23 protein-coding genes are annotated in these 20,345 nt (G+C 46.6%); 14 read left to right on the top strand and 9 right to left on the bottom strand.

Features of this window, described 5'->3' with window-relative positions:
- Positions 1-234 precede the first annotated feature (234 nt).
- The 4 genes from N7U64_RS04465 (at position 235) to N7U64_RS04450 (ending at position 6,057) form a co-directional block, all read left to right on the top strand.
- Positions 235-1,539, top strand: a complete 1,305-nt coding sequence (locus N7U64_RS04465; protein ID WP_318928661.1) for a hemolysin family protein — start codon at positions 235-237, stop codon at positions 1,537-1,539.
- A 260-nt stretch (positions 1,540-1,799) separates the two neighbouring features.
- The gene (gene licT, locus N7U64_RS04460) at positions 1,800-2,651 is read left to right on the top strand and encodes a BglG family transcription antiterminator LicT (protein WP_318928660.1); all 852 of its coding nucleotides are present in this window, start codon (positions 1,800-1,802) and stop codon (positions 2,649-2,651) included.
- A gap of 106 nt (positions 2,652-2,757) precedes the next feature.
- Positions 2,758-4,587, top strand: coding sequence for a beta-glucoside-specific PTS transporter subunit IIABC (locus tag N7U64_RS04455; RefSeq protein ID WP_318928659.1), 1,830 nt, complete (start codon positions 2,758-2,760; stop codon positions 4,585-4,587).
- Positions 4,588-4,611: 24 nt separating this feature from the next.
- Positions 4,612-6,057 carry a 6-phospho-beta-glucosidase gene (locus N7U64_RS04450; RefSeq protein WP_318928658.1) on the top strand — a complete coding sequence of 482 codons (1,446 nt, stop codon included), beginning with the start codon at positions 4,612-4,614 and terminating at the stop codon, positions 6,055-6,057.
- A gap of 48 nt (positions 6,058-6,105) precedes the next feature.
- On the opposite strand, the gene N7U64_RS04445 is transcribed toward N7U64_RS04450, so the two are convergent.
- A complete protein-coding gene (locus N7U64_RS04445; RefSeq protein WP_188004278.1) occupies positions 6,106-7,491 on the bottom strand; it encodes an MFS transporter in 1,386 nt (461 codons plus the stop codon).
- 339 nt (positions 7,492-7,830) lie between these two features.
- Here N7U64_RS04445 and N7U64_RS04440 point away from each other — a divergent pair, with 339 nt between their 5' ends.
- Positions 7,831-8,184 carry a hypothetical protein gene (locus N7U64_RS04440; RefSeq protein WP_318928657.1) on the top strand — a complete coding sequence of 118 codons (354 nt, stop codon included), beginning with the start codon at positions 7,831-7,833 and terminating at the stop codon, positions 8,182-8,184.
- Between the two features lie 45 nt (positions 8,185-8,229).
- Here N7U64_RS04440 and N7U64_RS04435 read toward each other — a convergent pair whose 3' ends face one another.
- Genes N7U64_RS04435 through N7U64_RS04420 form a run of 4 tightly spaced genes read right to left on the bottom strand, consistent with a single transcriptional unit; the run spans position 8,230 to position 10,249 of the window.
- The gene (locus tag N7U64_RS04435; protein ID WP_318928656.1) at positions 8,230-8,670 is read right to left on the bottom strand and encodes a hypothetical protein; all 441 of its coding nucleotides are present in this window, start codon (positions 8,668-8,670) and stop codon (positions 8,230-8,232) included.
- Between the two features lie 54 nt (positions 8,671-8,724).
- Positions 8,725-9,045: a YnfA family protein gene (locus N7U64_RS04430; protein ID WP_214854800.1), complete on the bottom strand. Its 321-nt coding sequence runs from the start codon at positions 9,043-9,045 to the stop codon at positions 8,725-8,727.
- Between the two features lie 33 nt (positions 9,046-9,078).
- Complete coding sequence (locus N7U64_RS04425) at positions 9,079-9,525, bottom strand: hypothetical protein (RefSeq protein ID WP_214854797.1); 447 nt, start codon at positions 9,523-9,525, stop codon at positions 9,079-9,081.
- Between the two features lie 13 nt (positions 9,526-9,538).
- Entirely contained in the window at positions 9,539-10,249 is a 711-nt protein-coding gene (locus N7U64_RS04420) for a GntR family transcriptional regulator (protein ID WP_318928655.1), read from the bottom strand.
- Between the two features lie 166 nt (positions 10,250-10,415).
- On the opposite strand from N7U64_RS04420, the gene N7U64_RS04415 reads away from it, so the two are divergent.
- From N7U64_RS04415 to N7U64_RS04395, 5 genes are all read left to right on the top strand, one after another.
- On the top strand, positions 10,416-12,314 hold the full coding sequence (locus N7U64_RS04415) for a beta-glucoside-specific PTS transporter subunit IIABC (RefSeq protein ID WP_318928654.1): 1,899 nt from the start codon (positions 10,416-10,418) through the stop codon (positions 12,312-12,314).
- 26 nt (positions 12,315-12,340) lie between these two features.
- Positions 12,341-13,801 carry a 6-phospho-beta-glucosidase BglA gene (gene bglA / locus N7U64_RS04410; protein ID WP_318928653.1) on the top strand — a complete coding sequence of 487 codons (1,461 nt, stop codon included), beginning with the start codon at positions 12,341-12,343 and terminating at the stop codon, positions 13,799-13,801.
- A 175-nt stretch (positions 13,802-13,976) separates the two neighbouring features.
- Positions 13,977-14,474 (top strand): hypothetical protein, encoded by a 498-nt coding sequence (locus N7U64_RS04405; RefSeq protein ID WP_318928652.1) that lies wholly within the window; start codon positions 13,977-13,979, stop codon positions 14,472-14,474.
- Positions 14,465-15,163, top strand: a complete 699-nt coding sequence (locus N7U64_RS04400) for a permease (protein ID WP_318928651.1) — start codon at positions 14,465-14,467, stop codon at positions 15,161-15,163. The genes N7U64_RS04405 and N7U64_RS04400 overlap by 10 nt, the downstream gene beginning before the upstream one ends.
- A gap of 13 nt (positions 15,164-15,176) precedes the next feature.
- A complete protein-coding gene (locus tag N7U64_RS04395; protein WP_318928650.1) occupies positions 15,177-15,710 on the top strand; it encodes a hypothetical protein in 534 nt (177 codons plus the stop codon).
- Positions 15,711-15,750: 40 nt separating this feature from the next.
- Here the strand turns inward: N7U64_RS04395 and N7U64_RS04390 are convergent, their stop codons facing one another.
- Genes N7U64_RS04390 through N7U64_RS04380 form a run of 3 tightly spaced genes read right to left on the bottom strand, consistent with a single transcriptional unit; the run spans position 15,751 to position 16,621 of the window.
- Positions 15,751-16,230, bottom strand: coding sequence for a GNAT family N-acetyltransferase (locus N7U64_RS04390; protein WP_318928649.1), 480 nt, complete (start codon positions 16,228-16,230; stop codon positions 15,751-15,753).
- On the bottom strand, positions 16,227-16,400 hold the full coding sequence (locus N7U64_RS04385; RefSeq protein WP_318928648.1) for a hypothetical protein: 174 nt from the start codon (positions 16,398-16,400) through the stop codon (positions 16,227-16,229). The genes N7U64_RS04390 and N7U64_RS04385 overlap by 4 nt, the downstream gene beginning before the upstream one ends.
- A 14-nt stretch (positions 16,401-16,414) precedes the next feature.
- Positions 16,415-16,621: a nucleic acid-binding protein gene (locus N7U64_RS04380; protein WP_318928647.1), complete on the bottom strand. Its 207-nt coding sequence runs from the start codon at positions 16,619-16,621 to the stop codon at positions 16,415-16,417.
- Positions 16,622-16,708: 87 nt separating this feature from the next.
- On the opposite strand from N7U64_RS04380, the gene N7U64_RS04375 reads away from it, so the two are divergent.
- Positions 16,709-17,281, top strand: a complete 573-nt coding sequence (locus N7U64_RS04375; RefSeq protein WP_318928646.1) for a GNAT family protein — start codon at positions 16,709-16,711, stop codon at positions 17,279-17,281.
- Positions 17,282-17,393: 112 nt separating this feature from the next.
- Complete coding sequence (locus N7U64_RS04370) at positions 17,394-18,632, top strand: hypothetical protein (protein WP_318928645.1); 1,239 nt, start codon at positions 17,394-17,396, stop codon at positions 18,630-18,632.
- A 300-nt stretch (positions 18,633-18,932) separates the two neighbouring features.
- On the opposite strand, the gene N7U64_RS04365 is transcribed toward N7U64_RS04370, so the two are convergent.
- On the bottom strand, positions 18,933-19,394 hold the full coding sequence (locus tag N7U64_RS04365; protein ID WP_318928644.1) for a DUF2975 domain-containing protein: 462 nt from the start codon (positions 19,392-19,394) through the stop codon (positions 18,933-18,935).
- Positions 19,395-19,586: 192 nt separating this feature from the next.
- Between N7U64_RS04365 and N7U64_RS04360 the strand changes: the two genes are divergently transcribed.
- A complete protein-coding gene (locus N7U64_RS04360) occupies positions 19,587-19,805 on the top strand; it encodes an AbrB/MazE/SpoVT family DNA-binding domain-containing protein (RefSeq protein WP_012370339.1) in 219 nt (72 codons plus the stop codon).
- Positions 19,806-19,844: 39 nt separating this feature from the next.
- Complete coding sequence (locus N7U64_RS04355; protein ID WP_131972774.1) at positions 19,845-20,345, top strand: cation:proton antiporter regulatory subunit; 501 nt, start codon at positions 19,845-19,847, stop codon at positions 20,343-20,345.

Genomic DNA, 20,345 nt, shown 5'->3' with positions numbered 1-20,345 from the left:
TTATATTGCCGCTATCCAGACAAAAGAAACCTAGTATCAAAAGTACTCCTTTTAGAAACTGTAATCCGATTATTCTGATAATTCAGCAAAAAAGACGATTCAAAACAGTTGCTAATTTGAAGGTCATCCGATACTATAATAACCATAACGTTTTACTGTACGGTTTAAATGCAGGAATCATTTTACGATTCAAACTATTTTACTGGAGGTGACCCCCTGTCTCAGGGGAATGGATTGGACATATTGTTGGTATTGAATTTGGCGTTGCTTGTATTGTTGATTGTCTTAACGGCGTTTTTCGTCGGCTCGGAGTTTGCGGTCGTCAAGGTTCGGATGTCGCGGCTTGATCAAATGATTCAGGAAGGAAATAAGGGCGCGGTCCTGGCAAAAAAAGTCGCCAGTGATTTGGACTACTATCTGTCCGCCTGTCAGCTCGGAATCACAATTACGGCACTCGGTCTTGGAGCACTCGGGAAACCGACCGTCGAAAAGTTGCTCGGACCGGTGTTCGATGAATTTGGTGTCGCTGCGGCGCTGTCGACGATCCTGTCGTACACGATTGCTTTCGTTTCGGTCACATTCCTGCACGTCGTCATCGGAGAGCTCGCACCAAAGACACTGGCGATCCAGTATGCAGAACGGATGACATTACTCCTTGCGCCGGCGTTATATGTGTTCGGTAAAATCATGTACCCGTTCATCTGGGTCATGAACGGTTCGGCCCGGATTTTCTTACGTCTGTTCGGCGTTCAGCCGGCAGGACACGAACAAGCCCACTCGGAAGAAGAGTTGAAAATCATCATGTCGCAAAGCTTTAAGAGCGGTGAAATCAATCAGACGGAACTCGCCTTGATGCAAAACGTGTTTGCGTTTGATGAGCGGGTGACGAAAGACATCATGGTGCCGCGGATGAACGTGACGACGCTCTCGCTCAGCATGACGTGGACGGAAGTCCTGCAGGTCATGACCGACAATCAGTACACGCGTTATCCGGTCATTGAAGATTTCGATAAAGACAAAATCATCGGCTACGTCAACGTCAAGGAAGTCCTGACGGATCAGGCAAACGATCAACAGCGGGATTTACGAAAGTATCTGAAAGACATTCCCGCTGTATCGGAAATCACACCGCTTCAGGAAACGCTGCTGAAGATGAAGGTGACGCGTTCCCACATCGCGCTCGTCATCGACGAATACGGCGGGACTGCCGGGATGATTGCGATGGAGGACTTGCTTGAAGAAATCGTCGGTGAGATCCGCGATGAGTTTGATGAAGATGAACAGGCTGATATCGAAACGATTTCAAAGACGGAATACCAACTGTCGGGAACAGTTCTCCTCGCAGATTTAGTTGAGCGCTTTAACCTGACGTTTCCTGATGCGGACGAAATCGATACGATTGCCGGGTTCATCCAGGCAAAAGGAACGGACTATCAGGTCGGGGAACGGTATGAGACAGAGGCGTACGATCTCGAACTGTTACACGTCGAGAACTACCAAATCCAGCAAGTGAAACTGATCTTGAAACAGTTGTCCTAACAGTTGAAGCAAGCGCTCTGTGTCTCAAGGAGTGCTTGTTTTTTCTGTTTCAAAATATATTTTGAAAGCGCTTCATAAAAAGGATTGACGCAGCATCCATTCCATCGTATTCTAGTAATGAAAAGAATAAACCAATCAGGATTGTTACTGCGAAAGCAGGCAAAACCTAAATTGATATCTGTTGCGTGTTGCGGCGATGGATATGAATTTAGGTTTTTTCTTTTCAATACGATGCTCTAAGGGTGGAGGTGAGGGGTTCCGTGCAAATCGTGAAAGTCTTTAATAACAATGTCGTGGCGATTGAATCGAACGGACAGGAACATGTGGTCATGGGGCGGGGAATCGCATTTCAAAAACGGATGGGCGATGTGATTGATGAATCGCGGATCGAAAAAGTCTTTACGCTCGAGAGTAAAGAGAGCCGGGAACGATTCATCGATTTTTTGAACGAGATGCCGCAGGCTGAAATCGAGACGGTCAAGGAAATCGTCAAGATGGCCGAAGCCAGACTCAATAAATCGCTGCATGATACGGTGTACGTGACATTGGCCGATCATATCCACTACGCACTGTCACGATATGCAGATGGAATCATGATCCGGAATCCGCTCGTCTGGGAAGTCAAACGGTTTTATGGTCCGGAGTTTGCGGCCGGCAAAGAAGCGGTCCGGCTGATCAATGAACGGCACGGCGTCAATCTTGACGAAGAGGAGGCGGTCTCAATCGCGTTGCATCTGGTCAATGCCTCGATGTCCGGTGTCAAAGGTGAAAGTTTGCATATCGTCACCGAAATGACGAAGGCAACGCAGGCCATCATGACGATCATAACCTATCATTTCCAGGTCGAACTGGACGAAGAGTCTCACGCGTACGCCCGTTTTTTAACGCATCTCAAGTTTTTTGTCCAGCGGATTGTCTCTAAATCGATGCTGAAGGCAGGGGGAGACGAAGAATTGTATGAAATGGTCAAATCACGTTATCCGCTCGCTTTTGAATGTGTCGAAAAGATTGCCAGTTTGATTACCGGAAAGTATGACTATGCCGTCTCAAAGGATGAGCGGCTTTACTTGATGATTCATATCGAGAATCTCATGAAACAGAATCGTGCGTAAGGATGGTTACCGCATCGACGGGCCAAACCTAAAGGATTACAGGTGTTTTTCACTTGTCGTCGTTTAGGTTTTTTTATTCCAAAAAATCAAGAATGGAGTGAGTCAGGTGGGCAAATATCAAGCACTTGCACAAGACATCGTCCGATTGGTCGGGGGCGAAGACAACGTCAAGACGGTTTTTCACTGTGCGACACGGTTACGTTTTAAACTAAAGGATGAACAAAAAGCGGATGCCGAAGCGTTAAAACAGGTCGACGGTATCATTACCGTCGTCAAGAGCGGCGGACAGTTCCAGGTCGTCATCGGCAACCATGTCGGCGATGTTTACAACGAACTGAATGGAATCGGTCAGGAAACGTCGGAAGAAACGGAAAAGACCAGTTTATTCAACCGCTTCATCGATACGATTGCCGGTATCTTCACACCAATCCTCGGACCGATGGCAGGAAGCGGACTGTTAAAAGGGTTGCTCGCGATTCTTGTTGCGACTGGCTTATTGACACCGACGATGGGTACGTACATCGTCCTGAACGCGACGGCGGACGCCCTGTTTTACTTCCTCCCGGTCGTCCTCGGACATTCGGCAGCAAAAAAATTCGGCGGCAATCCGTATATCGGGATGATTATCGGGGGCGCGCTCGTCTATCCGTCGATCGTCGCCCTGCAAGCTTCCGGCGAGAGTCTGACCTTCCTGACGATTCCGGTCGTTCTGATGAGTTATGCTTCATCCGTCATTCCGATTATCTTGGCGACGCTCGTCTCATCAAAACTTGAAAAATTCTTTAACCGTCACTCGCATGAAGCGGTCAAAAACTTTACGACACCGATGCTCGTCCTGATGATCGTCGTTCCGGTAACGTTCCTTGCGATCGGACCACTTGCGACATACGCGAGCCAAGGGCTTGCAGCCGGTTACTCGTTCCTCTACAACTTGAGTCCGGTCATCGCGATTGCCTTCATCGGAGCCTTTTGGCAAATCTTCGTCATGTTTGGTCTCCACTGGGGACTGGTCCCGATCATCATCAATAACCTGGCCGTCAACGGTTTTGACACGATTACAGTCGGTGTCCTGATGGCGACATTTGGTCAGGTCGGTGCCGTCTTCGCCATCACGATGCGGGCGAAAGATCCGAAAATCAAAGGACTTGGTACATCTTCGACGATTGCCGGCATCTTCGGCATCACGGAACCGGCAATGTACGGTTTGACGTTGCCGCGGAAAAAACCATTCATTTTCGGTGTTGTCGGTGGAGCAGCCGGCGGTTTGGTCGTCGGCGGGCTCGGAACAGCTTCCTACGCGATGGGCGGACTCGGGATTTTCGGTATTCCGGTCATGATTCCGCAGGACGGTCTCAACTTGACGTTCTGGGGTGCACTGATTGGTCTTGCTGTCGCGACACTCGTGTCGTTCGGACTGACATACTTCTTTGCCCGCGACAACGAACAGGTGACGCAAGAAATACCGACGATCAGCGAACAGGTCGGCTTACCGGTCCTCGCACCGGTCAAAGGTGAAATCATTTCACTTGAACAAGTCGATGATGCCGTCTTCTCAAGCGGCGCAATGGGAAAAGGATTAGCGATCATTCCGGATGAAGGTGTCGTCTATGCCCCATTTGACGGGGAAGTCGTCACGGTGTATCCATCGAAACATGCGATCGGTTTACGGTCAGACACCGGCGTTGAAATTTTGGTTCACATCGGTCTCGACACCGTCCAGCTGAACGGTCAACACTTTGAGTCGTTCGTCGAGAGTGGTCAATCCATCCGTGTCGGTGATCCGTTGATCCGCTTTGATATCGAGCAGATCAAACAAGCCGGATATGACGTCATCACACCAATCATCGTGACGAATACAGCGAGTTATCTCGACGTCTTACCGACGTATCAAGGAACGGTCGAACCGTCACGCGATGTCTTACGCATTTTAGTCTAAAACCAATCAGAGGAGGAATTATTCATGAAACAGATCAAATCCGATTTTCTATGGGGCGGCGCAACGGCTGCCAATCAACTCGAAGGGGCCAACGCGACGGGCGGGAAAGGATTGTCGATTGCCGATGTCATGCCGGGCGGAAAACACCGGATGCAGGTCATCCATGATCCGCAGTTCGATTTCGAGTTAAAAGAAGAGTATACGTATCCGAATCATGACGGCATTGATTTTTACAGTCACTATAAAGAAGACATTGCCCTGTTTGCCGAAATGGGCTTCAAAACGTACCGGATGTCGATCGCCTGGAGCCGGATCTTCCCGAACGGGGACGAAACGGAACCAAATGAAGCGGGTCTGCAGTTTTATGACAACGTCTTTGATGAATTGCTGAAACACGGCATTGAGCCGCTCGTCACGATTTCGCATTACGAACTGCCGCTCCATTTGGCAAAAGAATACGGCGGCTGGCGCGACCGCCGGCTCGTGACGTTCTTTGAACGCTACAGCCGGGTCTTGTTCGAGCGTTATCAAGGAAAGGTCAAATACTGGCTGACATTTAACGAAATCAATGGTGCCCAGTTCATGCCGATGCTCAGTCTCGGGATGGCGGTCCGCGAAGACGAAAACATGTTGCAGTCGACCTATCAAGGCCTGCATCACCAGTTCGTCGCGAGCAGTCTGGCGACGAAAGCTGCCCGGGAAATTGATCCGACGATGCAAATCGGCTGCATGCTGATTGCCGCTCCGGTTTATCCGTTCAGCTCAAACCCGGTCGACGTCCAGTTCGCCCTGGAAGAAGAACGGATGATGAACTATTTCTGCGGGGATGTTCACGTCCGCGGGACCTATCCGGCGTTTGCCGACCGTTTCTTCACTGAAAACAATATCGAACTGGTTGTCGAAGACGGCGATCTTGAATTGTTGCGTGACTACACCGTCGATTTCTTCTCGCTCAGTTATTACATGTCGCGGACGGAAAAAGCGGAGAAAGACGGAAACGATGCCGGCGGAAACATCATGAGCGGCGTCAAGAATCCGTACTTGAAAGCAAGCGACTGGGGCTGGGAAATCGATCCGGACGGGTTACGGATCATCTTAAATAAATTATATGACCGGTATCAGATTCCATTGTTCATCGTCGAAAACGGACTCGGTGCCTACGATAAAGTCGAAGCGGACGGTGCGATTCATGACTCGTACCGGATCGCGTATCTCGAAGGTCACTTGAAAGCGATGATGGAAGCCATTGGGGACGGTGTCGAGATGATGGGGTATACAAGCTGGGGCTGCATCGACCTCGTCAGTGCGTCGACCGGGGAATACAGCAAACGGTACGGATTCATCTATGTCGACAAACATGATGACGGGTCGGGAACACGGGCACGGTCACGAAAAGATTCATTTTACTGGTACAAGGAAGTCATTGCCTCAAACGGTGTAACATTGACGCAGACGTCCGTTTCAAAATAAGCAAAAAGACCGGCATCGCAGAAGCGAAACCGGTCTTTTTTTAATCGATTATTCAGTCCACCATAAAGCATCATCCGGTTTTTTGGCAACGGCTTGCAGTTCTTTTTCCGTCGAGACGGTCGGGTGGGAACCTTTTAAGGCTTTACCCGATGTGCTCTTGAAAAAGAAGAAGAACGTGATGAAGCCGATCACGCTGACGGCTGTCAGGTAATACGCCGGTGCGAGCGGATTTTGTGTCGTATGGACGAGCCATGTCGAGACAAGTGGTGTCGTTCCGCCGAAAATCGAGACGGAAACGTTAAATGTGACAGACAATGTCCGGTAACGGACGTCTGTATAAAAGATACTCGGCAACAGACTTGGCATCGTTCCCTCGAAGATGGCGAGGAAGAATCCAAGAATGAAGATTCCGATTCCGACGAACAAGAGTGGCTTCAGACCAATCAGGTAGAACGAGAGAATCGACAGAATCGACAGACCGGCCAATGCAAACAGGACGATGTTACGATTCCCTTTTTTGTCGCTGAGTTTACCGAAGAAGTACGCGAGCGGAATCATGATGAACATGACACCGGTAATCAAAATCGTACTCGTTGAGCTTGAGATGCCCATGACTTCATTCAGGTAAGACGGCATATACGACAGTAACATGTAGTTCGTAATGTTGAAGAACGCAACGGCGATGAAACAAACGATGATATCGCGTTTGTGGTCCCGGAGAATTTCGCGGAACGATGCCGGTTCTTCCGTATTTTCATTAATTTCATTTTCGAAAATTGGTGATTCATCGAGGTGGCGACGCAAGTACAGACCAAACAGTCCGAGCGGTGCTCCTAAGATAAACGGAATCCGCCAGCCCCACGATGCCATTTGATCGTCGGATAACGTGACGAACAGCACAGTCGCAAGAATCGAAGCTAAAATGTAACCACCGAGTGTCCCGATTTCAAGACCACTTCCGAGGGCGCTTCGTTTATTGTCCGGTGATGATTCCGCGATATAAACCATCGCGCCGGCATATTCACCGCCGGTTGAGAAACCTTGTAGAATCCGAGCCAGTAACAGTAGAATCGGTGCCCAAATCCCAATTTGATCATACGTTGGTAACAAACCGATGAGCAGGGTGGACGCTGCCATCATGACGATTGTTGTCGTCAGGACAACCTTTCGTCCAAGGCGATCTCCGATTCGTCCGAAAACGATTCCGCCGATTGGTCGCATTAAAAAAGCGATCGCAAACGTCGCAAAGGTAAAGACAAGCTTCAGTTCATCATTTTCAACAGCGCTAAAGAAGTTTTGACTGATGATGATTGCGAGATAGGAATAAAGACCAAAATCGAACCATTCCATCGCATTCCCAATTCCGGTCGCGTAGACACTTTTTTTGGTTTGCTTCATGTCGACGACATTGACTTTTTCTTTTCTGAATTTCATAAGTTCTGTTCACTCCCTTTAATAAGTTCGTATCGTAACATAGTAGGAAATGAAGTCAAGTCGCTAAGCCGCTTGACGACTTGAAAATGACTAAAAACGGCTCTGTGCCGGGAGTTGTCAAACCGTTGAGACTGTAAGGAAGACGTCTTGTCGTCAAGATAAATGAAAAAATATTAATTTTTTTCATTTCTTTTCACATCTTTTCACAAAAATGACACGTTTCTTATTCGTTTTCATTTTGTTTGTCCGTTAAGAATCCGCCCTGAGCAGGAGGTCAAGTTAAGGAAATGATTGGTAAAATCAAATGGATACATAGATGAATGAAGAGGGCGGGATGACATGAATACGCGACGCGTGGGAAAGTGCCTGGCAGGTGTATTAACCGTGGTGATCATCAGCGGAACGGCTTGGTATTATCTGTTTGAAACGTCAAACGTAAATGGTTTTCCGATTCCACGAACGGGGACGGTTCAGGAAAAGCCGGAGGGTTTATTAGTCAAGACGCATCTTGTGTCGGAATTAGAAGGTCCAGGCGTATTATACGAAATGCGGATCCGGCAAGCCGGCTGGAAATGGATCGACCGGGAAGGACTGGCTGCCTGGTACGAAAAAGACGGCCGGATGATTGAGCTGACGACATTTGATGATGAACTGTTTCTTGAACCGGCTGAACGAGCGGGTATCGAACAGTAAATAAGCGGAGTTCCTGTGAACAGGGACTCCGCTTGTTTTGTCTGTTCAATTCGTATAAAGCAGCTTTTTCGTGTTTTTGTCATAGACCCGGTAATCGATTCCGAATTCTTGATTCCGGGTCGTCGTCACCTGACAATAATACGGAACCTTTTTGTCGTAAGCTTCAAGATCAGGTGCGTCACGGAAAGAAAACGTGTCGTTGGTTTCCGTTAACGTGATATCGATCGATGTTCCTTTTGATTCAGACGGTTCCAGAACACAGGCGCTTTCTAATACACGGTAATCCCGAAACACCATCTCGGTGAAGCTCGGCATTGTCATCCACAGACACAGCAATCCAAGAAACAGAACACCCGTCCACTTGAGCTTCTTTAAGAAAGCATACTGCCTATTGCCGAAATGAAGGACAAGAATATAACAGGCCGGTAAGACAAACGCGATACCCAATAAAAAAATGAAAAAATAAGTGATGATTTCAGCATTCATCTGGACACATCCTTTTCAAGAAACAAGTTCGTCAATCCGAATTTCCTGTAAGTATTAATTCCTCGGACCAAATAAGATAACAGCGACACCAAGCAAACAAATCCCGCCGCCGAGCCAGTCGTAAAAATCGGGTGTTTTTTTATCGATGCCGGCACTCCAAAGAAGCGAAAGGACAATAAATACTCCGCCATATGCGGCATAGACCCGGCCGAAAGTCGGGAACGTCTGCCAGGTTGCGATGACCCCGTACAATGCAAGCGAAAGACCGCCGAGCAGTCCGAAATAAGCAGGGCGTCCCTCCCGCAACCACAGCCAAATTAAATAACCACCGCCGATTTCAGCAAGTCCGGCCAGTGTAAAAAATAGTAATGACATAAACTAAACAGTACTCCTTTTTAAACGTATCAGTTATTCAGACGAATACAATAACTTGTTCGTCTTGACATCATAAATCCGATAAGAAATCTCAAATTCATGATCTTTTGTCGTTGTCACGTGACAGGTATACGGGACGTCCGGTCCGTATGCGCCGAGGTCTGCCCGATCCAAGAAACTGAAATAGTCTCCTGTTTCATCGTAATAAAGATCAATCGTCCGCGGTTTGGATTGATCATCGTATTCCACCGTACAGACTCCTTTAGTCGTCGCATAGTCATGATAAACGACGTACTTCAAACTCGGAGCCGTATACCAGATGAGTCCGACACCAACTAAACACATGAAAACGAGTCGGCCGAACGTGGAAAATTCGATTCCGGTATCCTCGCGGAGCCAGAAGTATAACAAGATACTTAAGATTATACAGACGATTCCGCCTGCGAAAAGTGCGTAAAAAAACAATATTTCTTCATTCATGCGACCATCCCCCTCATAAATACAAGCCGTTCGCCTGAACGACGAATTGCGAGTGCTCATAATGATAGGTGATGACGGAATAGTCAAACGGCCGGCCATTCGTCAGGTGGAAGATTGTCTCGACCGTCAACGCCGGATCACCGGCTGTCAGCTTCAAGTGTTTGGCAATCGCATCCGGTAACTTGCCGACATGCATATACATGTCCGAAAACCCGATGTTCAGGCCAAGCGCCGTCTCGAGGTACTCGAAGATCGACTGTTCAACGATTTCCCGGTTTAAGTAAGGCACGATGGTTTGACGGTAATAGGACTCCTCAAGACACATGATATTGCCGTCGATGTAACGGATCCGTTTAATGAAATAAACCATGTCACCGGTCGTACAGCCGAGATTTTCAGCGATCGCTTCCGGACACGGAATCAGCTCAAACGACAGGACTTTGGACTGGATGTCGTGCTCGACGAGATTCTGCTTAAAACCTTGCGTCGAAAACAGCTCGATATAGCCTTTTCGATTGGTCTTTCGGACAAAAATACCGCTGCCGCGGACTTGAAAGATGGTACCTTTTCGCTCCAGTAGTTCCAGTGCTTTCGTCATCGTCGTTTTGCTGACTTCGAATTGACGGATCAAGTGATCGAGAACCGGTAATTTATCTCCTTGCTGTAACGCATGTTGCTCGATATAGGCTTCGATTTCCGTTGCCGTCTGTTGGTATTTCAGCATGGTTCACCCTCATTTTCCAGTAATTGTTCTGCTTTTTTACTATAGCATAAGACGATTTCGAACTAAATAATACGAATAATTAAATTAAATATGGATTGATAAATTGTACATGTACAATTATAATAAGAACGTACGATACGGATTTACACCATAAGGGGGTTCAGGGATGAGTAAAGTGCGGGATTATCAGCAGCTGGCGCATTCGATTTTAGAAGCGGTCGGCGGCGAGGACAATATCATCAGTGTCGCGCGGTGTGCAACACGGTTGCGTTTAGTGTTGAAACGGTCGGATGCGAAAGCAAAAGACCAGGTAGCTGCTTTACCGGGCGTCATCACGGTCGTCGAATCAGGCGGTCAGTTCCAGGTCGTCATCGGGCAACACGTCGGAGAAGTCTATGAAGCATTTCGTCCACTCGTTTCATTAGATGACGGGAATTCGGATCAGGGAACCGAAGCACCGAAAGGCACAATCTTAAACCGGATCATCGCGACGATGTCCGCAGTGTTTGCACCGTTCGTCTATATTTTAGCGGCAGCCGGTATCCTGCAAGGGGCACTCATCTTAATTTCGCTTGTGTTTAAAGACTTTGCCGCGACGGGAACATATGAAGTGTTCAGCTTTATATCATGGGCACCGTTTACATTCCTGCCGATTTTCATTGCGATCACGGCAGCGAATCATTTTAAAGTCAATCAGTTCATCGCCGTCGCCTGTAGTGCGGCACTTGTCAGTCCGACGTGGGCTGAGATGGCGGGACGGATCACGTCCGGCGAGTCGATTTCATTCATCGGTATCGCGTTATCGGGAACAACCTACACGTCATCGGTCTTACCGCCGTTGTTCCTCGTCTGGTTACTGTCTTACCTCGAACGGTTCCTGAACCGGACGATCAATGATGTCATCAAGCCGTTGTTCGTCCCGTTCTTCTGTATGGTCATCATGGTCCCGTTGACGATTCTCGTCATCGGTCCGATCACGACCCTCGGAGCGGAAGGAATTGCAAACGGATACAATTATTTAGCGGAAAATGCACCGGCGTTGGCCGGACTCATCATCGGCGGTTTTTGGCAAATCATCGTCATCTTCGGTGTCCACTGGGGCGTCACGCCGATGGTCCTGGCGAACTTCGAACAATACGGTCGGGATTCGTTCCAGGCGTACCAGACGATTGCCGTCATCGCCCAGGTCGGTGCCGTTATCGGTGTCATTTTAAAAACACGCAATACAGAAACAAAAAAAGTCGGGATTTCGGCCGGTCTGACCGGAATTTTCGGAATTACGGAACCGGCGATTTACGGGGTGACGCTACGCTTTAAGAAACCGTTCATTTACGGCTGTATCTCGGGAGCGGTCGGAGCGGTCGTTGCCAGCTTCTTCAAACCGTATTACTTTGCTTACGCTGGTCTCCCGGGACCATTGACCCTCGTCAACGGCATCAGTTCCGATTATCCGTCGTCGATTGTCGGATTGTTGATCGGAACGGCGATTGCCTTGATTTTGCCAATCGTTCTGATTCAAATCCTTGGTTTTGGAGAAGAAAAAGTTGCCCCGGTCGTAACTGCTCCGACAACACCGATGCCGGCTCAGGAAGTCAGCGCGACATTGACGAACGAAGAAACGATTCAAGCACCGCTCGCGGGACAAGTCGTCCCATTATCGGACGTTCCGGACGAAGTGTTTGCCTCAGGAGCTATGGGACAAGGTGTTGCGATTCACCCGACGTCCAACACAGTCGTCGCGCCATTCACCGGTACAATCGTCATGATTGCGCCGACGAAACATGCGATTGGTCTCCGGTCGACGAGTGGTGTTGAAGTCTTAATTCACGTCGGTCTCGAAACCGTCGGCTTGGACGGTCAGCCATTTACGTTACATGTTGAAGACGGAACGCATGTCGAAGCGGGTCAAACATTGCTGACGTTTGACGCGGCAATGATTGAACAGCACGGCTTACAGACAATTACACCGGTCATCGTCACGAACGCGTCGAGTTACGCCGAAGTCATTGCGACGCAAAACGGTTCGGTCAAAGCAAACACAGAGATTTTGACGATCGTAAAATAAGAGACAGAAACAAGGAGGAAATGAAGATGAAAACATTACCAAACGACTTTTTATGGGGCGGGGCACTCGCTGCCCATCAATTTGAAGGCGGCTGGAACGCCGGCGGTAAAGGACCAAGCGTCGTCGACGTCATGACAGCAGGCGAACACGGCGTCGCCCGCCGGATCACCGAGACGATTGAAGAAGGAACGTTTTATCCGAACCATGAAGCAATCGATTTTTACCACCGCTATAAAGAAGACATCGCGCTATTCGCCGAGATGGGATTAAAATGTCTCCGGACATCCATCGGCTGGAGCCGGATTTTCCCGAACGGCGATGAAGCGGAACCGAACGAAGCCGGACTGCAGTTTTATGATGACGTCTTTGATGAGTTATTGAAACACGGCATCGAACCGATCATCACGCTGTCACACTTCGAGATGCCGTTGCACCTGGCCCGTGAATACGGCGGGTTCCGCAACCGCAAAGTGGCTGAATTCTTCGAACGGTTCGCTGAAGTCTGCTTCACGCGTTACAAAGACAAAGTCACGTACTGGATGACGTTCAACGAAATCAACAATAAGATGGATGTCGAAAACCCGTTGTTCCTTTGGACGAACTCCGGTGTCAAAGTCGAGCCGGGTGAAAACGCGATGGAAGTCATGTATCAGACCGGTCACCATGAGTTGATTGCCAGTGCCCTTGCGGTCGCGAAAGGGAAAGCAATCAATCCCGACTTCCAGATCGGGGCAATGATTTCGCACGTCCCGATTTATCCGTACTCGTCGCATCCGGAAGATGTCATGCTGGCGGAAAAATCGATGCGTCAGCGCTACTTCTTCCCGGACGTTCAGGCACGCGGTTATTATCCGAACTATGCCTTAAAAGAGTTTGAACGGGAAGGCCATCAGATTCCGATTCTCGAGGGCGACGATGAGATCCTGAAAAACGGAACGGTCGACTACATCGGCTTCAGCTATTATATGTCGACGACCGTCAAACACGATGCGACTGTCAACAATACAGGCAACATCGTTAACGGTGGTCTTGCGAACGGTGTCGAGAATCCGTACATCCAGTCGAGCGACTGGGGCTGGGCGATTGATCCGATCGGACTCCGCTACGTCCTGAACCGTCTCTATGACCGGTATCAGCTCCCGCTCTTCATCGTCGAAAACGGCTTCGGGGCCGTCGATACGATTGAAGACGGTCAGATTCATGACGCAGCGCGGATTGATTACCTGAAAACGCACATCGAAGCGTTGACGGAAGCGGTCACGGAAGACGGCGTCGAACTGATGGGTTACACGCCATGGGGCATCATCGATATCGTGTCGTTTACGACGGGCGAGATGAAAAAACGCTACGGGATGATTTATGTCGACCGTGACAATGAAGGCAACGGTTCGATGGAACGGATGAAAAAGGATTCGTTCGACTGGTACAAACAAGTCATCGCGACAAACGGTCAAAACTTATCGTACGACAAAGCCGAGCAACGTTAAGCCGGCAGACCTCCACCTGAATACGGGTGGAGGTTGTTTTTTACATTCAAAAAAGACTTGCTTGAACAAGGGAAAGACGGGATGATGAAGAAAGGAACATCCATTTTTTGTATGGGATAATTTAAAAGAATCCTAAATACAGGATGGTCAAAAAAAGATGACGGAGGTTATACATATGTTTACAGTTAATGAATACTTGGCTTCCATCCAAGAGAATCTTGCGCCACACACAGAGTCGTTGGTCAACCAGTTAAAGACCCTCACGGCATCGACTTTTGCAGCGGATGTCGAGCTGCTCGATTTCGCGGCCTTCATCGAGCCGTTGAGCCATGAGGTATCGATTACGCTCTTTTCGATGGACCGAGACGCCAACGAAGTATTTGAAGAAGAGGGAACACCGGGTTTTGCCGGCAGTAAATCGGTACTCGATGAAATCGTCTATGCGGTTGTACCGGACAATCAGTCTGAGGCGTTTGATGCTTTTTATGAAGAACATGAGGAAACGCTGATTGAAGAGGAACAGCGCCTGATCGGTGAATGGTTCCGGACCTGCTTTGAGCAAGCCGGCGGTGCCACTGTAGAGTTGCCGTGTTACTTCGGTGTTCACGATGAAGGACAGACACTTGATTTAAAACGGAATGTCTGGATCGACGAAGAAGAAAAATGGGATTAATCCCTGATTTAAAGCGCATTGAAATCGGCGTCAGTATCGCCACCGTTTGGGAATTCGAAGCAGCGTTAGAATACTTTGACGTAAAAGAAACGGAACGAACGACGTATCCGTACGGAGAATATTTTTTCCGGAAGATCAACGGGACGCCGGTCGTCTTTTACAGTACCGGTATCCGTAAAGTGAACGGGGTCGGTGCAAATCAGTATATGCTGGCGCGTTTTCCGCTTCAAAAAGTGCTTGTCATCGGAACATGTGCCGGAATCGACGAACGGTTTGACATCCTCGACATCCTCACTCCGGACCGTGCCGTTCAATATGACTGTACGGTCAAGGAAATCGAACCGTTGCTTAAGCCGTCGTTTATCGTTGAAATCGATGTACTGAAATACGGCATGAAAGGTAACGGCACGATCGGGACGGCCGATCGTGCCGTCGTCATGTGGAACGATTATCTCGAACTGCAGGCGAACGATATCACGATTGCCGATACGGAAGCAGCGGCGATTGCCTATATCTGCCGGAAAAATGACGTCGAATGCATCATCATTAAAGGCATCTCAGATGTTCCGACGGACGAGACGGATCTTGATCCGCTTCAGTCGAATCAGGAACAGATCAACGTCTACATCGCCAATACACCGAAGGTTATGACGAGGATTTTTGACGACTATCTGCACATATTCATTTAAAAGGAGTGCCGTTATGAAAAAACGAGTTTTTTGTTCGGTCACGATGGCGCTGATGCTTGGCGGATGTGGAACCGGACAACCGAAAGAGCCCGACTTCCCTCGGTATACTGGCGAATATTTACACATTGCCTATATCGGGAAAGCACCGGAAGTTCGGGAAGACAACGTCCATTTAAAGGAAATTTCATTCGCTGAATTAAAAAATCGTAAGCAGGTCGCTTCTGCTTTCGACGCGGTCATGATCATGCCGAACAAGTTACTGGAAGCGGATCAAGGCGAGTATGCCGACACCTACCTGAAAATGCGAATTCCGACGTTTTTCATCGGATCGAATAAGGGGCATGTGCCGTTTATCGCGGACTGGATTTCGTACAAGGAAGCGGCGGGAGAGACGACCGATTATGCAGCCGGTTACTTAAACGGGAAAACGACTTTGTTTTGGACATACGGGTTATACAACGATGTTAAAACGAAGAGACATATTACCGCCATGTATTCGAATGTCTTTCAAACGGTGGAAACGGTCAAAAACAAACGACAGCAGTAACAGAAAAAACGCTGTTCCGGCATCACGTCGGAATGGTGTTTTATGTATGAGATTGCGTCATGATGAGAAACGTGGCATGCGTCGTCGAAAACGCGGCGTGGCGTTGAAATCCGAGCTGTTCATACAGGTGAATCGCCCGTTCATTAAACGAAGCGACCGTTAAACGGAGCGGTAACGCCGATTTCGCTTTGACCGTATCAAGGACAAACGAACAAAACGCAAATCCTGTCCCTTGTCCGGTCAGTTCGGGCTGCCGGCCGAGTCCGATATCCAAATGGTCATCTGGGTACAAATGAAGCGGGCGACCAGGTGGGACTTGCGCAGAACGGCCCGTACAAAAGAAGCCGACGAGTTGTTTGTGAGCGATGACGGCCTGATAGGAACCGTCAAGCAGTTCAGCATATGCCTCCTCCGACGTTTCCATGTTGTAAAAATCGTACGGCGGCGGATAGGTCCACTTCAGAATGGCAGTTGCCTGATCAACGGTCATCGGGACAGCTTGAAAAAGCGAGGGAATCATGATCGAAGCACCTCTCTGAGTTCAACTATACCGATTCCGAGCATCGCAAGGGCAAGCGGAGCAAAGCCCATAACGAACAGGATTGGAGAAATGATTTCGGTCGTCCATAACAGCAGCAATACGAACGAAATCAGTGTGATTAGACTGACGGATCGTGATCTGATAGACATACTTAACCTCCTTTTTACGCCTTAAGAAAATCTTTGGGATTTTCAACATACAGTTCGACACGACCGCATTGAGGGCAGACAGCGGCTTTGGCTTCGGCAGACGCTTTACTGAACAGGAGCCCGGGCTTTTTGATTTTTATACCGTATAGAGCTCCTTTGACATGGACATCGCAATTTTCAACCATGTCAATTTGGCAGGATGTGCATTCTCGTGACATCATCCAACACCTCCTTAAGATTCTGTCTCCACTGTATCGCATTCCTGTTATTTTTTCTATATAATGTAAAAAAAGAACGGGGGAACGAACATGACGGAAACGGAATTTTATCAGCACTTACCGGTCCTTGAGACCAAACGATTGGTGCTGCGACCGCTTCAAGCAAGCGATCTTAACGATTTATTCGAATACACGCAGGACGAGGAAACCGCCCGTTACGTGACATGGAATGCCAATCAGACGGTCGAACAGGCAGAACAGTTTTTGAACTATGTCCTGTCGAACTACGAACAGGGGAAAGAAGCACCGTGGGCAATCATCTGGAAGGAAACCGGCAAGATGATCGGAACGATTGATTTCATCCACCTGTTGCTCGACGACAATAAACAAACGGAACTCGGGTATGCGTTATCGCGTCAGTTTTGGGGCAAAGGGATTGTCACGGAAGCCGTCGAACGGGTCATGGCGTATGGTTTTGAAGAACTGATGCTCGAGCGGATCCAGGCGCGGTGCATGGAGCCGAATATCGGTTCAGCCCGGGTGATGGAAAAAGTCGGGATGACGTACGAAGGAACGTTACGCCGGTTAATCTTCATCAAAGGAGCATTTCATGATGTCAAGATGTATGCGATGTTACGGGATGAGTATATAATCACGCAGTAACAGATATTTTACATACGTTTATTATTATTTATAATTTCAGAAAAAATTATTTTGAAATGAGAATAATGTATACAACTTATTCAAAAAAATTAAACGGAAAGAGGCACTAGAAATGAACGATTATATTGCTCTAACTGAGATAATTGATTATTACCTGAATTCTGAGGATTTTAATGGATTACCTATTTTAAAAATGAGTCATTATAACGAAAAAGAATTATTTGAACTAATAGATAGAGGGATGATAGAAGTAATATCAGAGAATGAAGTATTAAATCCTCATATTCGAGGATTTAATTTAAATATATCTATAGAAGTACAAAAAAAATATATTTCTGATAAAAAAACGCATGCATGTCTTTATCCAACTGAAACTGCGCTAAAGGAAATTGAAGTAGATTATAAAAGTCCTTACACAGTATTGATGCAGTCGGGAAGAGGACAATTTGACATCATATATTTTGATATAGAAATATTAGAAAGATATATTAATAATCCTAAATATATTGTGTATGATAGTGGCTATAGAGGTACGATAGAAATTAATCATGACTTTTACAACGAATATGCTGAAAATGAGTATATAAAAGACTACGGCATGGCATATGTGAAGGATGAACCATTGATAAGATCAATGGGAGTATTCTTAATAGATTTATCAAACTTACCTCCAAAAATTCAGATGTTATGGAATGCATATGAACTTGAAAATCAAAAGTTATATACTATTGAAGAAGGATTTATAAAAAACTTGCTTCATGGAGAGTGGGTTACAAAATATTGGATATTTCATGCGTTAATAGATGAAATGATAATTGTTAATGAGCAATGTAAAGCAATGGGAATACCTTCATTGTTTTCAAAAACATTTGGAACTCATTATTTTGATATGCCTGAAGGTTACAGAAATATTCTTTTACCAACTATGAAAAATTATTATGACTTTGTATTAGTGATGGAAAAGATGTTTGTTCATAATATTTCTGTTAAAACATTCCAAAAAGATGAATTTTTAATAAAAAAAATTGAGAGAAAAGATGAAAATGGAAATCCTAAAGGAAGCTTAGTTATGTTTCAAGAATGGTTGTCAAAAAATATAAGAACTTCAAATAACCTTAACTTAGATATTATTCAACCTTTGAAAAACATTCGAAAAATAAGACAAGTTCCTGCACATGAATTAACTAATAACAAATATGATACTACTCTATATGAAAAGCAACGTGATTTAGTAATCGAAACATATACAGCTGTTAGAAATATTAGATTGATTTTTTCAAATCATCCATTAGGTAGTGCTGTAGAAATTCCGAAACAATTAATATCAGGAGAAAACATAGTATATTATTAAAATTAAAATTTAAATAATAAGTTTATTTTTCAAAAGAAGAATCTCAAAATAGAGTTCTTCTTTTTCTTTGATTTAAATATGTTTTGTTCGGTTTAAATATATTATCGCGTATAATATCGATGAAGTAGACATTAAGTAGTACAAAAAAATCTCTAAACGATTAAGTTTCAAATGATACAAAGAGTGTTGAGGCACGAGTAACAATGGTTCACCTACTTTACAAATACATATTTTTCTAAAAATATACAGGAAGTATACATGATGTGCTGTACCAAAAAAATCGAATACTTGTTCAGAACGTCAATCTGGTTTCTGAAGTAGTGACTGCAGAAGCGAACTGATCACACTCAACGTAAAGGGAATCAAAATCAGTATAAAAGCAAATAGGATCAGACCCGGTGCATCATCTCGATCGGCGACGATGAACATGACCGGAAACAGACCGACCGCGACACAACTGATAAGGGCAAAACAGATTTTAATTGTGCCGAAGGAAGAAGAGAGGACATTTGTTTCAGTCATATTTCTCTTAAGCGACCGGAGAATTTTTAAGACATGCACCAGGATTAGCAGACTCGGAATTAATGCGAGCAGTCCCGCCATTAAGATGAAATAACCCGGTTTATCAAGTAAAACCTCCAGTGAGAATCCCCTTTGTGCTCTTTTAATCAGCAGGGAAATGGCGACTCCGGCCAATCCGAACAGACTGATCAACAACCCGCTGCAGACAAGTTGCAAATAGACAAGATGCCATTTTTTCATCATCCGTTCCTCCTTTCTTTCCTTCAGTATAGTCCATCTTTGTCCGCAAATTACCCGCCTGAAGGATGAGAAAAAATCTTTTTTTATCAATTCAAAGCAAAGTACTCGGAATTGGTTTGAACGTATGTTACACTGGGAATAAGAAAAGTAAGGAAGTAAGGAAAATCAGACAAAGAAAGAAGGAAGTTCGGAATGGAGCTATCCAAGTTGACGTCCAAAGGGCAAATCACGATCCCGAAAAAAATCAGACAGGCGTTACAAGTAGAGGAAGGAGATCGCGTTGCCTTCATCGAGGAAGACGGGTTTGTCATCATGGCGAAAGCGGATTTACAACAGCTGCATGACCTTCAAGATATTTTGAGTGACGAGAAATTCAAATCACTCATCCAAAAAGCACATCATCACCTGTAAAATTATCAGATTGACCAACTAAAAGGAGGAACTATCAACATGGATATGCGTGAAGTAGATTTACCGGGAATTGGCCGGAAGTTCGAAGGAATTACGACAAGAGGAGACAAGGTGGTCGTGATTGTCCACGATGACGGACGCCGGGAAATGCACCACTATGACGATGACGATTTTGATGAGAGTATCTCGAGTGTGACATTCAACGACGCGGAGGCAAGACAGATGGCAGGTATTTTAGGCGGCCTGGCGTATAAACCGAAGGACCTTGAAAAAATCGAATTGGCGTTTGATGATCTCGTCATTGAATGGTTTAAGATTGGTGAGGATTCATCCGTCAACAACCGGACGATCGGCGAACTCGACGTACGAAACGAGTATGATATCTCGATTATTGCCGTTCTCAAACATGATAAATCAAAATCATTGAATCCGGGGCCGGAGACACGTCTTGAAGCCGGAGACACGATTGTCCTGTCGGGAGAGCGTCAAAATGTCCGCCACATCACGAAAGCACTCTTCTCAATCGAAGGAGGCGGATGA

The sequence above is a fragment of the Exiguobacterium sp. K1 genome (genome assembly GCF_033721435.1).
In the GTDB taxonomy this organism is placed as follows: domain Bacteria; phylum Bacillota; class Bacilli; order Exiguobacteriales; family Exiguobacteriaceae; genus Exiguobacterium_A; species Exiguobacterium_A artemiae.
Note: the sequence above shows the minus strand (reverse complement) of the source record. Positions and strands in the feature narration are given on the sequence as shown.

Excerpts from the sequence above, each read along its gene's own strand:
- N7U64_RS04370 (WP_318928645.1), top strand. The coding sequence starts at position 17,394 with ATGAACGATTATATTGCTCTAACTGAGATAATTGATTATTACCTGAAT.
- N7U64_RS04395 (WP_318928650.1), top strand. The coding sequence starts at position 15,177 with ATGAAAAAACGAGTTTTTTGTTCGGTCACGATGGCGCTGATGCTTGGC.
- N7U64_RS04400 (WP_318928651.1), top strand. The coding sequence starts at position 14,465 with ATGGGATTAATCCCTGATTTAAAGCGCATTGAAATCGGCGTCAGTATC.
- N7U64_RS04385 (WP_318928648.1), bottom strand. The coding sequence starts at position 16,400 with ATGTCTATCAGATCACGATCCGTCAGTCTAATCACACTGATTTCGTTC.
- N7U64_RS04420 (WP_318928655.1), bottom strand. The coding sequence starts at position 10,249 with ATGCTGAAATACCAACAGACGGCAACGGAAATCGAAGCCTATATCGAG.
- N7U64_RS04355 (WP_131972774.1), top strand. The coding sequence starts at position 19,845 with ATGGATATGCGTGAAGTAGATTTACCGGGAATTGGCCGGAAGTTCGAA.
- N7U64_RS04430 (WP_214854800.1), bottom strand. The coding sequence starts at position 9,045 with ATGTCATTACTATTTTTTACACTGGCCGGACTTGCTGAAATCGGCGGT.
- N7U64_RS04405 (WP_318928652.1), top strand. The coding sequence starts at position 13,977 with ATGTTTACAGTTAATGAATACTTGGCTTCCATCCAAGAGAATCTTGCG.
- N7U64_RS04360 (WP_012370339.1), top strand. The coding sequence starts at position 19,587 with ATGGAGCTATCCAAGTTGACGTCCAAAGGGCAAATCACGATCCCGAAA.
- bglA (WP_318928653.1), top strand. The coding sequence starts at position 12,341 with ATGAAAACATTACCAAACGACTTTTTATGGGGCGGGGCACTCGCTGCC.
- N7U64_RS04435 (WP_318928656.1), bottom strand. The coding sequence starts at position 8,670 with ATGAATGCTGAAATCATCACTTATTTTTTCATTTTTTTATTGGGTATC.
- N7U64_RS04365 (WP_318928644.1), bottom strand. The coding sequence starts at position 19,394 with ATGAAAAAATGGCATCTTGTCTATTTGCAACTTGTCTGCAGCGGGTTG.
- N7U64_RS04445 (WP_188004278.1), bottom strand. The coding sequence starts at position 7,491 with ATGAAATTCAGAAAAGAAAAAGTCAATGTCGTCGACATGAAGCAAACC.
- N7U64_RS04440 (WP_318928657.1), top strand. The coding sequence starts at position 7,831 with ATGAATACGCGACGCGTGGGAAAGTGCCTGGCAGGTGTATTAACCGTG.
- N7U64_RS04390 (WP_318928649.1), bottom strand. The coding sequence starts at position 16,230 with ATGATTCCCTCGCTTTTTCAAGCTGTCCCGATGACCGTTGATCAGGCA.
- N7U64_RS04375 (WP_318928646.1), top strand. The coding sequence starts at position 16,709 with ATGACGGAAACGGAATTTTATCAGCACTTACCGGTCCTTGAGACCAAA.
- N7U64_RS04380 (WP_318928647.1), bottom strand. The coding sequence starts at position 16,621 with ATGATGTCACGAGAATGCACATCCTGCCAAATTGACATGGTTGAAAAT.
- N7U64_RS04425 (WP_214854797.1), bottom strand. The coding sequence starts at position 9,525 with ATGAATGAAGAAATATTGTTTTTTTACGCACTTTTCGCAGGCGGAATC.
- N7U64_RS04415 (WP_318928654.1), top strand. The coding sequence starts at position 10,416 with ATGAGTAAAGTGCGGGATTATCAGCAGCTGGCGCATTCGATTTTAGAA.
- N7U64_RS04450 (WP_318928658.1), top strand. The coding sequence starts at position 4,612 with ATGAAACAGATCAAATCCGATTTTCTATGGGGCGGCGCAACGGCTGCC.